The 13,402-nt window shown below is 53.6% G+C and carries 7 protein-coding genes; 2 read left to right on the forward strand and 5 right to left on the reverse strand.

Translation table 11 applies throughout. The annotated features are described in order from the left end of the window. Positions 1-356 precede the first annotated feature (356 nt). The 4 genes from yfaE to ubiG all read right to left on the reverse strand — a co-directional run bounded on the left by yfaE (position 357) and on the right by ubiG (position 6,736). The gene (gene yfaE / locus AU511_RS07855) at positions 357-620 is read right to left on the reverse strand and encodes a class I ribonucleotide reductase maintenance protein YfaE (protein ID WP_094109315.1); all 264 of its coding nucleotides are present in this window, start codon (positions 618-620) and stop codon (positions 357-359) included. A 2-nt stretch (positions 621-622) separates the two neighbouring features. Further along, on the reverse strand, positions 623-1,753 hold the full coding sequence (gene nrdB, locus AU511_RS07860) for a class Ia ribonucleoside-diphosphate reductase subunit beta (RefSeq protein WP_094099724.1): 1,131 nt from the start codon (positions 1,751-1,753) through the stop codon (positions 623-625). Between the two features lie 187 nt (positions 1,754-1,940). After that, the gene (gene nrdA, locus AU511_RS07865) at positions 1,941-4,229 is read right to left on the reverse strand and encodes a class 1a ribonucleoside-diphosphate reductase subunit alpha (protein ID WP_094109316.1); all 2,289 of its coding nucleotides are present in this window, start codon (positions 4,227-4,229) and stop codon (positions 1,941-1,943) included. 1,781 nt (positions 4,230-6,010) lie between these two features. Next, positions 6,011-6,736, reverse strand: a complete 726-nt coding sequence (ubiG, locus tag AU511_RS07880; protein ID WP_094099586.1) for a bifunctional 2-polyprenyl-6-hydroxyphenol methylase/3-demethylubiquinol 3-O-methyltransferase UbiG — start codon at positions 6,734-6,736, stop codon at positions 6,011-6,013. 244 nt (positions 6,737-6,980) lie between these two features. Between ubiG and gyrA the strand changes: the two genes are divergently transcribed. Together gyrA and rcsC are read left to right on the forward strand one after the other, a co-directional pair. After that, entirely contained in the window at positions 6,981-9,620 is a 2,640-nt protein-coding gene (gyrA, locus tag AU511_RS07885; RefSeq protein WP_094099587.1) for a DNA topoisomerase (ATP-hydrolyzing) subunit A, read from the forward strand. A gap of 131 nt (positions 9,621-9,751) precedes the next feature. Beyond that, positions 9,752-12,613 carry a two-component system sensor histidine kinase RcsC gene (rcsC, locus tag AU511_RS07890; protein ID WP_094109319.1) on the forward strand — a complete coding sequence of 954 codons (2,862 nt, stop codon included), beginning with the start codon at positions 9,752-9,754 and terminating at the stop codon, positions 12,611-12,613. Positions 12,614-12,747: 134 nt separating this feature from the next. Here rcsC and rcsB read toward each other — a convergent pair whose 3' ends face one another. Then, on the reverse strand, positions 12,748-13,398 hold the full coding sequence (rcsB, locus tag AU511_RS07895) for a response regulator transcription factor RcsB (RefSeq protein WP_026738877.1): 651 nt from the start codon (positions 13,396-13,398) through the stop codon (positions 12,748-12,750). Positions 13,399-13,402 lie beyond the last annotated feature (4 nt).

The raw sequence follows: 13,402 nt of genomic DNA on the forward strand, positions 1-13,402 counted from the left end.
ACGGAGCTGGTCATGAGGTTGAAGCCGATCGTCGTGAGCGGGGCGATAAGACGAGGTTATCGAGTGACTATGCACATTTTCGAGGTGATGTAATGAGATGGGTAGGCTGGCCGCTATAGCTGTGCGGAGCTGGTTTTATGATATCGCGGCGTCACGCTGAAGCCAGAGTAAATGGCCGCGAAGGCCGAACGACTGACGGAGTGGGGTGAAGCGTCACGCATCCATCCCTGGAAAGTGTGCGTCGGTCTGGCGCTAACCATCAGGAACAAAAACATCAGGAACAGAAGGGGACGAACGCGATAACAAGGCTGGGAGGGCTGGTGGGGGGGAAAGAGCCAGCGGCTCGAGCCGGCTGGCTAGATGTCTAACTCTACATCGCTGAGCGGTTTGCAGCAGCAGGGCAGAATTTCGCCCGGCAGAAAGAATGCCAAGGGCGTCTGCGCATAGCTGACCTCGCCTTTGAGAAGGCGCATGCGACAGGCGCCGCAGTACCCGGAACGGCAGTGGAACTCCACGTTGACCCGCTGGGTTTCTAACGCCTCGAGCAAGGTGGCGTCTCCCTCTTCGCTGTACTCAAACTGCGCACCGGACGTGCGCAGGGTAATGGTGGGCGTACTCATGATTACAGCTGGAAGTCGCTCAGGTCGTCAGCATTGATTTCCGAGTCGATTTGTCCGACCAGATAGGAGCTGACTTCCACTTCCTGCGGGGCGACCTGCACGTTGTCCGAAACGAGCCAGGCGTTAATCCACGGAATCGGGTTGGTGCGGGTTTCAAACGGCAGCGGCAGTCCGACAGCCTGCATGCGGATATTGGTGATGTACTCAATGTACTGGCACAGAATATCTTTGTTGAGTCCGATCATGGAGCCGTCGCGGAACAGGTATTCCGCCCACTCTTTTTCTTGCTGCGCGGCCAGTACGAACAGGTCGTAGCTCTGTTGCTGGCACTCTTCCGCCACCTTCGCCATTTCCGGGTCATCGTGGCCCGAGCGCAGCAGATTCAGCATGTGCTGCGTTCCGGTCAGGTGCAGCGCCTCATCGCGGGCGATCAGCTTGATGATTTTGGCGTTGCCTTCCATCAGCTCGCGCTCCGCGAAAGCGAAAGAGCATGCGAAGCTGACGTAGAAGCGGATCGCTTCCAGCGCGTTGACGCTCATCAGGCACAGATACAGCTGTTTCTTCAACTGGTACAGGCTGATCTCGATGGTTTTACCGTTCACCTGATGCGTGCCTTCACCCAGCAGATGGTAGTAATTGGTCATTTCGATCAGATCGTCATAGAACCCGGAGATGTCTTTGGCGCGCTTAAGGATCTCGTCGTTGGTAACGATATCGTCAAATACCAGAGAGGGATCGTTGACAATATTTCGGATGATATGGGTGTAAGAGCGGGAGTGAATTGTTTCGGAAAATGCCCAGGTTTCCACCCAGGTCTCCAGCTCGGGAATTGAAATCAGCGGCAGCAGCGCCACGTTCGGGCTGCGGCCCTGAATGGAGTCCAGCAACGTCTGATACTTCAGGTTGCTGATGAAAATATGCTTCTCGTGATCCGGCAGCGCCTGATAATCGATACGATCGCGAGAGACGTCGACTTCCTCCGGACGCCAGAAAAAGGAGAGCTGTTTTTCGATCAGTTTTTCGAAAATCTCGTATTTCTGCTGGTCGTAACGCGCCACGTTAACCGGCTGGCCGAAGAACATCGGCTCCAGCAGCTGATTATTTTTGTTCTGTGAAAAAGTGGTATAGGCCATGGTATCTCCAAAAAAATGCCGAAGCATTTTTCAACGCCGTTTGCGGCGACCTCGGACGGAGTGCGTATCCGTCATAGAAAAATCAGAAAACTGCCGTCCCGAAGACGGCAGTTTCTATTGAGTTTACTGATAACTCGGCGATGACGAAACGGTCATTCGACAGAATGAAAATCCTTTCGCGCGCGGTTTAGATTTTGCAGGCGCCGCCCTCACAGCCATCATCCTGCGCGGCGACGTCCAGCAGGTCGTCCTGAGAGTCCTCGGCGCCGTCACGGGTATTTTGATAATAGAGCGTTTTAACGCCGAGCTTATAGGCTGTCAGCAAATCTTTCAGCAGCTGTTTCATCGGCACTTTGCCTGATGGGAAACGCGACGGATCGTAGTTGGTGTTGGACGAAATCGCCTGATCGACGAATTTCTGCATCAGTCCCACCAATTGCAGATAGCCATCATTGTTCGGCATTTCCCACAGCAGTTCGTACTGACCTTTCAGGCGCTCATATTCCGGCACGACCTGACGGAGAATCCCATCCTTCGACGCTTTCACGCTGATATGACCACGCGGCGGCTCGATGCCGTTGGTGGCGTTGGAAATCTGCGACGACGTTTCGGACGGCATCAGCGCGGACAGCGTGGAGTTACGCAGACCGTGGGTTTTGATGTCCTGGCGCAGCGTTTCCCAGTCGAAATGCAGCGGTTCGTTACTGATGTTGTCCAGATCGCGTTTGTAGGTATCGATCGGCAGCATGCCCTGTGAGTATGTGGTTTCATTGAACCACGGGCAGGCGCCCTGTTCGCGCGCCAGCACGTTGGAGGCCTTCAACAGATAGTACTGAATGGCTTCAAAGGTGCGGTGCGTCAGATTATTGGCGCTGCCGTCGGAGTAACGGACGCCGTTTTTCGCCAGATAGTAGGCGAAGTTGATCACGCCAATGCCGAGAGTTCGACGTCCCATCGCGCCACGTTCCGCCGCGGGGATAGGGTAGTCCTGATAGTCCAGCAGCGCATCCAGTGCGCGTACGGCCAGTGTCGCCAGCTCTTCCAGATCGTCGAGGCTATCAATCGCGCCAAGGTTAAAGGCGGACAGCGTACACAGCGCGATTTCGCCGTTCTCGTCATTCACGTCGTTCAGCGGTTTGGTCGGCAGCGCGATTTCGAGACACAGGTTTGACTGGCGTACCGGCGCGATCTGCGGATCGAACGGGCTGTGGGTGTTGCAGTGATCGACATTCTGAATGTAAATACGGCCGGTGGACGCGCGCTCTTGCATCATTAGCGAGAACAGTTCGACCGCTTTGATACGCTGCTTGCGAATGTTGTCGTCCTGCTCGTACTTAACGTACAGACGTTCGAACTCTTCCTGATTGACGAAGAAGGCGTCGTACAGGCCGGGAACGTCGGACGGGCTAAACAGAGTGATGTCTTCACCCTTGAGCAGGCGCTGATACATCAGCTTGTTGAGCTGCACGCCGTAGTCGAGATGGCGAACACGGTTGCCTTCAACGCCACGGTTGTTTTTGAGTACCAGCAGGCTTTCGACTTCCAAATGCCATAGCGGGTAGAACAGCGTCGCCGCGCCGCCGCGAACGCCACCCTGAGAGCAGGACTTCACCGCGGTCTGGAAGTGTTTGTAGAACGGAACGCAGCCGGTATGGAACGCTTCGCCGCCGCGAATCGGGCTGCCCAACGCACGGATGCGCCCGGCATTGATGCCGATGCCCGCACGCTGAGACACGTATTTCACGATAGCGCTGGAGGTGGCATTGATGGAATCCAGACTGTCGCCGCATTCGATCAGTACGCAGGAGCTGAACTGGCGGGTAGGAGTGCGGACGCCGGACATGATTGGGGTCGGCAGAGAAATCTTGAAAGATGATACCGCATCATAGAAGCGTCTGACGTAATCCAGTCGCGTCTCACGGGGGTAGCCGGAAAACAGGCAGGCTGCCACCAGCATGTACAGGAACTGGGCGCTTTCATAGATCTCGCCGGTCACACGGTTCTGTACCAGATATTTGCCTTCCAGCTGTTTCACGGCGGCATACGAGAAGTTCATATCGCGCCAGTGATCGATGAAGTCGTTCATCTGGGCAAACTCTTCCGGCGTGTAGTCGTCAAGCAGATGGCGGTCATATTTGCCCATGTCGACCATTTTCACGACGTGGTCGTACAGCTTGGGCGGCTCGAACTGGCCATACGCTTTTTTGCGCAGATGGAAGATAGCCAGGCGGGCGGCCAGATATTGATAATCCGGGCTTTCTTTAGAGATCAGGTCTGCTGCGGCCTTGATGATGGTCTCATGAATGTCGGCGGTTTTGATGCCGTCGTAAAACTGGATATGGGAGCGCAGCTCAACCTGTGAAACCGACACATTGTGCAACCCTTCGGCGGCCCAAGTGATAACCCGGTGAATCTTATCCAGATTGATACGTTCTTTACTGCCATCGCGTTTGGTAACGAGCAGACTCTGGTTCATGTGGAGGAGTACCTATTTGAGTTCTTGGCAGCCCATCGCCTGCATTTTCGCATGCGGAAAATAGTGTCTGACACATAAGGTAAACACTATATGTAGGGGGCTGGGTTGGTTTTGATAACAAGATAGTGAGAAATACATGTTAATGCAAGTAAGCGCATCGTGCAGAATTTGACCCGGACATTGAGATGGAATGGAGTGAAACCAGCCGCAATGCGGCTTTGTTTTATGTCAACCGCTTCCACAAAAAATAAAAAAAATTGATCGACCGCTGGATTCTTATTCGAACGGAAAAAACAACTTTTTGATCTGGTCCTGTGTTTGGTTGTTTGGCCGCCAGGAGACGCGCTTTTGTAAAGTGCTTCTTTTCCCTTCCGCTCCGCTCTTTGCTGTTTACCTGTTTCTGGCTTGCAGGAAAGTCTGTTTCCATGGCGATCGCTGGTCGTAAACGGGGGGCTGACGCTGTGGGGCATGGGGGACTTAACATGGGGCGCGTGAGCAAGATCCGCCGTGCAGGAAAATCAATGGCGCGCGTAGGGTGGCATTGTCTGGTTATTGTGCGGGAATGGTATTTGGTGAACCTGTCTTTATTAATGGAATGTATAATAAATGTTTACATCTCGATGAGTGATTAAGAGATGGACTTTATTTTAAACGTTGATTTCTTGGTTTTGGTTGGGAGTAATAAATAAATAACCAAATACACGCTAGGTTATTTTTTATTCCAACAAAAAATAGAACTAAGTAATAATGGGTTGTTGTAATTATCTCGGTAAGAATAAGTTTGGGTCGTTTGTTTTACTCATATCGCGTTACATTTATTACGCTATGTTTATTTTTTATTATTTCCTATTGGGTTAATGTTTAAATGGTTTTATTAAATCCATGAATAAGGAAAATTCAATATGCAATATAGAAAAGTCTCTATTTTACTGAGTTCCATTACTGGTTTGGTAATGTCTATGGCGTCTTTAAGTGCCTATTCCGGCACTGATGTTATTGATTACGCGCCTGTGAATAACGATAGCCACGTCAGAGCGGCCGGCCATCAGCCTCATTGGGTGCTGGCGTCTAGTTCGGCAAGCAGCCGCAGCGCGAGTCCTTCGCAGGGCAGTACGAGCGGCAAATCAACCGGACGTAGTAGCAAAGGAAGTAATGACAATAGAAATGGTCGATTCTAAAAGAAGCAGGCTAATTTTCCTGAAGGGATAATTACCTTTCCGGAACCGCTCGCCGTATTCAATAATCCTCTGCGTTAAAAACCATTGGTCATAGCTACGCTATTATGGGAATGGTTTTTGTGCATATGGATTAATTTTAGTGGTTACCTAAGGGGTACCCATTTGTTATGGCGGTAGCGATGTACAGGGGCGAATTTTTCGCCCCTATATTTTAAGGGGAACGGGTGCGGTATTAAATAAAAAACTTTTTAGGAATAATCTGGAAGAAATAATGAGGATATCGAAAATACTTCTACTGCATTTAGGTATTAAAAATAGTGAATATTGAAGGCGGCATCATATTCATCTGCCGTGGACAGACATCAAGTTAGCGATCAAGTTATCGATAGTTTTGCCTTGTCCTCGACTGAATGATGGCGCCACCATCAGTCAACGAGGAGGAAGGGCAGTGGTAGCGGCAAGTTGGAAAGCAGTACTCAGGCAAGAACAGGAGGGACGGCGTGGTTTTCCCCCCAATCATGCCGTCCTCCCGAATCGATGATGAGAGCGTATGCGATGCGGAAGGAACAAGGAGAGCTCAAACGCCTGGCCTGGCTCGTCAGTCTATTCGGCGTTTTCACGCTGTGTATGCAGCATATAGTTAACGTCTACACTCCCGCCCAGTCTGAATGTGTCGAACAGCGGATTATAGTGCAGCCCAGTGATGTGCTTTTCCCGCAATGGCGTCGAATCAAGCCATCCCAGCAGTTCGGCAGGGCGTATAAACTTCTTGATGTCGTGCGTTCCTCGCGGCACCATCTTCGCGACATATTCGGCACCCACGATCATCATCAGCCACGCTTTAGCGTTACGGTTAATCGTGGAGAAAAATACCTGGCCTCCAGGCCTAACCAAACGGGCGCAGGCTTCGACTATGGAGCGCGGGTCGGGCACGTGTTCGAGCATTTCCATGCAGGTCACCACGTCGTATTCTCCAGCGTGAGCCTCGGCATGGGCTTCTACGGTTTCCTGAACGTAGTGCACGTCGACCCCGCTTTCCAGAGCATGAAGGCGCGCAACCTGCAAAGGTTCGCCCCCCATATCCAGACCCGTGACCATGGCCCCTTCGCGCGCCATGCTTTCGGACAAGATACCGCCCCCGCAGCCGACATCCAGGATTTTCTTGCCGTACAGACCTTCGGCGTGGCGGGAGATATATCCCAAACGCAGCGGATTAATGCGGTGTAGGGGTTTGAATTCGCCTTCCAGGTCCCACCAGCGTGAGGCGACGGCTTCGAATTTGGCGATCTCGTCGTGGTCGACGTTTTGGGTATGGGAATCAGCCTTCATGTGCATGTCTAACCTTATCGTCAATTTTCGCTGTTAGTGAGTATATCCGCCCTGCCGCGGTTGTTGTAGTAAAGCCGACCATTGGGGACCACCGTGTGTCGGCGCAGGCAATAAAAATCAGTATCCTGACTGGGCGGTAAAAACCCGGCGCGGGGCGCGGAGTTTTCCCCGAAACGCCGCTTTGTGATATACTTTTTCACCTTTTGAACTCGGGTAGATGCATTAATAGAGGGATAGCGGCTCCATGAGCGACCTTGCCAGAGAAATTACACCGGTTAACATCGAAGAGGAGCTGAAAAGCTCGTATCTGGACTATGCCATGTCTGTTATTGTCGGACGTGCGTTGCCAGATGTTCGCGATGGCCTGAAGCCGGTACACCGTCGCGTACTGTTCGCGATGAACGTACTCGGGAATGACTGGAACAAACCTTATAAAAAATCGGCCCGTGTGGTCGGGGACGTCATCGGTAAATACCACCCTCACGGTGACAGTGCGGTTTACGACACCATCGTGCGTATGGCGCAGCCATTCTCGCTGCGTTACATGCTGGTGGATGGACAGGGTAACTTTGGCTCGATCGACGGAGATTCCGCTGCCGCCATGCGTTACACCGAAGTTCGCATGTCGAAAATCGCCCATGAATTGCTGTCCGACCTGGACAAAGAAACGGTCGATTTCGTGCCGAACTACGACGGCACGGAACAGATTCCAGACGTCATGCCGACGCGCATCCCCAACCTGCTGGTCAACGGATCTTCCGGTATCGCGGTGGGGATGGCGACCAACATTCCACCTCACAACCTGTCTGAAGTGATTGACGGCTGTCTAGCCTACATCAACGATGAAAACATCAGCCTTGAAGGCTTGATGGAGCATATCAAGGGACCTGATTTCCCTACCGCCGCCATCATCAATGGCAAGCGCGGCATCGAAGAAGCGTATCGCACAGGCCGCGGCAAGGTGTATATCCGCGCTCGCGCCGAGGTCGAGGCGGATGCGAAAACCGGCCGTGAAACCATCATCGTCCATGAAATTCCTTATCAGGTGAACAAAGCCCGCCTGATAGAAAAAATGGCCGAGTTGGTGAAAGACAAGCGTATCGAAGGCATCAGCGCGCTGCGCGATGAGTCCGATAAGGACGGGATGCGCATCGTTATTGAAATTAAACGCGATGCGGTCGGGGAAGTGGTCCTGAACCACCTCTACTCCCAGACGCAGATGCAGGTATCGTTCGGCATCAACATGGTGGCGCTGCATCAGGGCCAGCCTCGTTTAATGACGCTGAAAGAGATCCTGTCCGCATTTGTTCGTCACCGCCGTGAAGTGGTGACGCGCCGCACGATTTATGAGCTGCGCAAAGCGCGCGAACGCGCCCACATTTTGGAAGGTCTCGCCATTGCGCTGGCGAACATCGACCCGATCATCGAGATGATTCGTCAGGCGCCGACGCCTGCGGAAGCGAAAGCCGCGCTGGTGTCGCATGCCTGGGAGCTGGGTTCCGTCGCCGCCATGCTGGAACGCGCCGGTGACGATGCCGCGCGTCCGGAGTGGCTGGAGCCGGAATTCGGTATTCGGGATGGTCACTACTACCTGACCGAGCAGCAGGCTCAGGCCATTCTGGATCTGCGTCTGCAGAAACTGACCGGTCTGGAACATGAAAAACTGCTGGACGAATACAAGTCGTTGCTGGAACAAATCGCTGAACTGCTGTTCATTCTTAATAGCCCGGATCGCCTGATGGAAGTCATTCGCGAAGAGCTTGAAGCGATTAAGGAACAGTACAACGATCCGCGTCGCACCGAAATCACCGCGAATAGCGCCGACATCAACATCGAAGACCTGATCAACCAGGAAGATGTGGTTGTGACGCTGTCTCATCAGGGTTACGTGAAGTACCAGCCGTTGACCGACTATGAGGCGCAACGTCGCGGCGGACGCGGCAAGTCTGCCGCCCGCATCAAGGAAGAGGACTTCATCGATCGTCTGCTGGTGGCGAACACCCACGATACGATCCTGTGCTTCTCCAGCCGTGGTCGTCTGTACTGGATGAAGGTCTACCAGCTGCCGGAAGCCAGCCGAGGCGCCCGTGGACGTCCAATCGTCAACCTGCTCCCGCTGGAGCCGAATGAACGTATCACCGCCATTCTGCCGGTACGTGAATACGAAGAAGGGCTGAACATCTTTATGGCGACGGCGAGCGGTACGGTGAAGAAAACCGCGTTGACCGAGTTTAGCCGCCCGCGCAGCGCCGGCATCATCGCCGTCAACCTGAACGACGGCGACGAACTGATTGGCGTCGACCTGACGGATGGCAGCAACGAAGTCATGTTGTTCTCCGCTTCAGGAAAAGTCGTACGCTTCTCCGAGCAGGCGGTACGTGCGATGGGTCGTACCGCGACCGGTGTACGCGGTATCAACCTACAGGACGACGACCGTGTGGTTTCGCTGATTGTGCCTCGCGGCGACGGCGATATCCTAACCGTCACGCAGAACGGCTTCGGTAAGCGTACTGCGGTGGGTGAATATCCGGTGAAATCTCGCGCCACCAAAGGGGTGATCTCCATCAAGGTGAGCGAGCGTAACGGACAGGTCGTCGGCGCGGTGCAGGTCGATACAGCCGATCAGATCATGATGATTACTGATGCCGGAACGCTGGTGCGTACCCGTGTATCCGAGGTGAGCATCGTGGGTCGTAACACCCAGGGCGTCACGCTGATCCGTACTGCTGAAGACGAAAATGTCGTCGGTTTGCAGCGCGTCGCCGAACCGGTGGAAGATGAAGAACTGGACGGCGTCGTTGATGTCGACGGTGAGATCATTGAAGAGGAAGGCGATGAGCACGAATCTGACAATGACGATGATGAAGCTGTAGACGACGAGTAATCCGAGGAAATTTCTCCGGATGCGATAACTAAGCCAGCGTGTGATGCGCTGGCTTTTTTTATGCGGGATCGGTACTGTGGTAGCCGCTGGTTCAGCGGCAGTTTGTTATCCCATAACCTGACGGTATTCCCTTGAAATTTGTAGCTTCATTTCAGACTACACTGAAATTTTCCCGGTATTTGTTCCGGGCGCTGGCTCTGGCGCTGTGGCTCCTGGGAGCGCTGATCTCATTGTTTTATATCAGCAAGGCGCTCAACGAACGCGAGTCTCAGCTGAGACATCTGTTTACCCTGAACGCCGACCAGTCTTTGGGATATATTCGCCGCGCGACCGATGTGGCCCGCGAGCTTAAATATATGGCGACCAACCGGCTGAGCGTGACCAATCCTGGCCGGGAGCATCTTACGGAAGTGCAGGAGAAGGCCTACTCGATTTACGGTATGTCGTCGTCGGTCAACTGTGCCGCAGAGTATGAAAAAAATGTCTCCCAGCTGACGCCTCTCATCCACTTCTTTGAGCAGTGGCACCACGATTTCTCTTCCGTCTACGATCTGAACCGTATCTTCTTTGTCGACCGACGCCAGCAATGTCTGGTGGATTTCGGCATCCGTAACCAGTCGCTGGACAGTGAGAGTCTGGTGAGAAACGTGCAGGAACGCCTGCAGGGACAGCGCAACAGCAAACTGTCGACCCGCCGCGACGACAGCCTGTTCTGGGTCAGCTCCGGCCTGACCTCTGAGACCGGCTACTTCTATGCATTGATGCCGATCTATGTGGAGAACCAGCTGGTGGCGGTGATGGGAATCGAACAGCCTATCCGGTTGGATGATTTCATGCTGAGCAGCGATCTGCCGTTCAGTGTCAAACTGCTCGACCAAAACAATCGCACGTTGATGCAGTTCAGCGATGCGGCGCGCAATAATATCAACGGGCCTTACCCAGACACCAGCGCCTACTTCGGTTACATCAATAACTACAAAGCCTTAATTCTGAAGAAGACGTTGCAGCCGACCACGCTGAGCGTCGTGTACGCGCTGCCGCTGGAGGTCATTCTGGCGGCGCTCAACTCCTTGATCATGAACATGGCGCTGCTGAATTTGCTGTCGGCCATCGCGTTGTTTGTCATTACCCGCGTGCTGGAGCAGCGCATGTTTTTGCCCGCGGAACGAAACGCGTTTCAGCTGGAGGAGAACGAACAGTTCAACCGCAAGATCGTGGCCTCTGCGCCGGTGGGAATCTGTATCCTGCGGATTAGCGACGGCGCCAATATTCTGAGTAACGAGCTGGCCCATAACTACCTTAGCCTGCTGACCTACGAAGACCGTATCCGTGTAACCAAGATTATCTGCGAACAGCAGTCCAAGTCCGTGGATGTATTGACTAGCCGTAACCACCATCTGCAAATCAGCTTCGTACATTCACGTTATCGCAACGAAAACGTCGCGATCTGCGTCCTGTTAGACGTCAGCGCCCGCGTCAGAATGGAAGAGTCGTTGCAGGAAATGGCCAATGCGGCCGAGCAGGCCAGCCAGTCCAAATCGATGTTCCTGGCGACGGTCAGTCATGAATTACGCACGCCGCTATACGGCATCATTGGCAACCTGGATTTGCTACAGACCAAGACACTGCCGAAAGATGCGAACCGGCTGGTGACGGCAATGCACAATTCGTCTGAACTGCTGCTGAAAATCATTAGCGACATTCTCGACTTCTCCAAAATCGAGTCCGAGCAGTTGAAGATCGAAAACTGCCAGTTTATCCCGCGCGAAGTGATCAGCCATGTGGTGAGCAACTATCTGCCGTTGGTGGTTAAAAAGCGCCTGACGCTCTACTGTTTTATCGAACCCAAAGTGCCGTTGAGCCTGTCGGGCGATCCGGTGCGTTTGCAGCAGGTGCTGTCCAACCTGCTGAGCAACGCCATCAAGTTCACTGATACCGGCTGTATTGTGTTTCAGGTGCGCTGTCGCGACGGGTATATCGAGTTTCTGGTGCGGGATACCGGCGTCGGGATCAATACGCGCGAAGTGATGAAACTGTTCGATCCCTTCTTCCAGGCGGGAACCGGCGTGCAGCGGCATTTTCAGGGCACCGGTCTGGGGCTGGCGATTTGTGAGAAGCTGGTCAACCTGATGGATGGCGACATCACCATCGAGTCGGCTCCGGGGCTGGGCAGCCAGTTCGGCATTCGTATCCCGCTGTATCAGGCCCAGTATCCGCTCACGGTGATTAATCCACTATTGCAGGGGAAAAACGCCTGGCTACGTATTCGCAACGCGTATATGGGAAATTACCTGCGTGCGTTCCTGCAGGAGCACGGCCTGAATGTGCAGGACTATAGCGGGCAGGCGGTGGCGGCCGATGAGATCGTCATCAGCGACTATCCGTTGAGTCAGAACCTCGGCGCGCGAGCGCACATTCTGATCAGCGGTTCGCATACGGGGTCGGCGCAGGAAGTGTCGCCCGGATGCTGGGAGCACAGCACTTCTGCCCCGCAGGATCTCCCGCAACTGCTGCAACGCATTTATCGCGGCAAAGACGCGTTGCCGGCCCCAACGTCCGCCGCTCCGGCTTCGGTGAGCTATAGCCGCGACAACGACGATATCCACATTCTGGTCGTGGACGATCACCCGATTAACCGCCGTTTGCTGGCGGATCAGCTGGGGTCGTTGGGTTATGAAGTCGTTACGGCTAACGACGGGTTGGACGCGCTCGACGTGTTAAGCAAACTATCCGTAGATATCGTGCTGACGGACGTCAATATGCCGAATCTGGATGGGTACGGATTTACTCGCCGGATGCGCGAGATGGCAATGACGCTGCCGGTAATTGGGGTGACCGCAAACGCGTTGGCGGAAGAACGGCAGCGCTGTTTAGAAGCCGGTATGGATAACTGCCTGTCGAAACCGGTCACGCTGGATACGCTGCAACAGTCTTTGGCGTATTACGCCAATCTGGTACGGCAAAACAACGCTGCGCAGCCCAAGGATCGCTGACCCTCGTCCTTGCCTCGATATCGGTGGGTTGCAAGTCAGACTTGCGATGAGTCGGGGGAGTGGAAACGAAAAAAAAGGCTCTGAAAAGAGCCTGAGTGCGGAATGCCCGCCGAGATCATCGGCGGGGGACGGCATTACTCTTTTTCTGTCGACGCCACGCCGACGGAGGAGAGGTAGTTCAACAGCGCAATATCGTTATCAACCCCGAGTTTGGTCATGGCTGATTTCTTTTGGCTGCTAATGGTCTTGATGCTGCGGTTAAGCTTTCTGGCAATCTCTGTTACCAGGAAACCTTCCGCGAACAGGCGCAGCACTTCGCTTTCCTTCGGCGACAGGCGTTTGTCGCCATAGCCGCTGGCGCTGATTTTTTCCAACACCTTGCTCACGCTTTCCGGCGTGAATTTCTTGCCTTTCTGCAACGCGGCCAATGCCTTAGGCAGATCCGTCGGCGCGCCTTGTTTAAGTACGATCCCTTCGATGTCCAGCTCCAGTACGGCGCTAAGAATCGCTGGGTTGTTGTTCATGGTCAGAACAATAATTGACAGCTGCGGAAAGTGACGCTTGATATATTTGATCAGCGTAATTCCGTCGCCGTATTTATCCCCTGGCATGGATAAATCAGTAATAAGAACGTTGGCGTTGAGCTTTGGTAAATTATTGATTAACGCTGTTGAGTCTTCAAATTCCCCAACGACGTTCACCCACTCGATTTGTTCCAGCGATTTTCTGATGCCGAAAAGAACGATTGGATGGTCGTCTGCAATAATTACATTAATGTTGTTCATTGTT

Source organism: Lonsdalea iberica (genome assembly GCF_002111585.1).
GTDB classification, from domain to species: Bacteria; Pseudomonadota; Gammaproteobacteria; order Enterobacterales; family Enterobacteriaceae; genus Lonsdalea; species Lonsdalea iberica.

What these genes read in the sequence shown, in the direction of transcription:
- gyrA (WP_094099587.1), top strand. Translation starts at nt 6,981, where the DNA reads ATGAGCGACCTTGCCAGAGAAATTACACCGGTTAACATCGAAGAGGAG.
- rcsB (WP_026738877.1), bottom strand. Translation starts at nt 13,398, where the DNA reads ATGAACAACATTAATGTAATTATTGCAGACGACCATCCAATCGTTCTT.
- ubiG (WP_094099586.1), bottom strand. Translation starts at nt 6,736, where the DNA reads ATGAAGGCTGATTCCCATACCCAAAACGTCGACCACGACGAGATCGCC.
- nrdB (WP_094099724.1), bottom strand. Translation starts at nt 1,753, where the DNA reads ATGGCCTATACCACTTTTTCACAGAACAAAAATAATCAGCTGCTGGAG.
- nrdA (WP_094109316.1), bottom strand. Translation starts at nt 4,229, where the DNA reads ATGAACCAGAGTCTGCTCGTTACCAAACGCGATGGCAGTAAAGAACGT.
- yfaE (WP_094109315.1), bottom strand. Translation starts at nt 620, where the DNA reads ATGAGTACGCCCACCATTACCCTGCGCACGTCCGGTGCGCAGTTTGAG.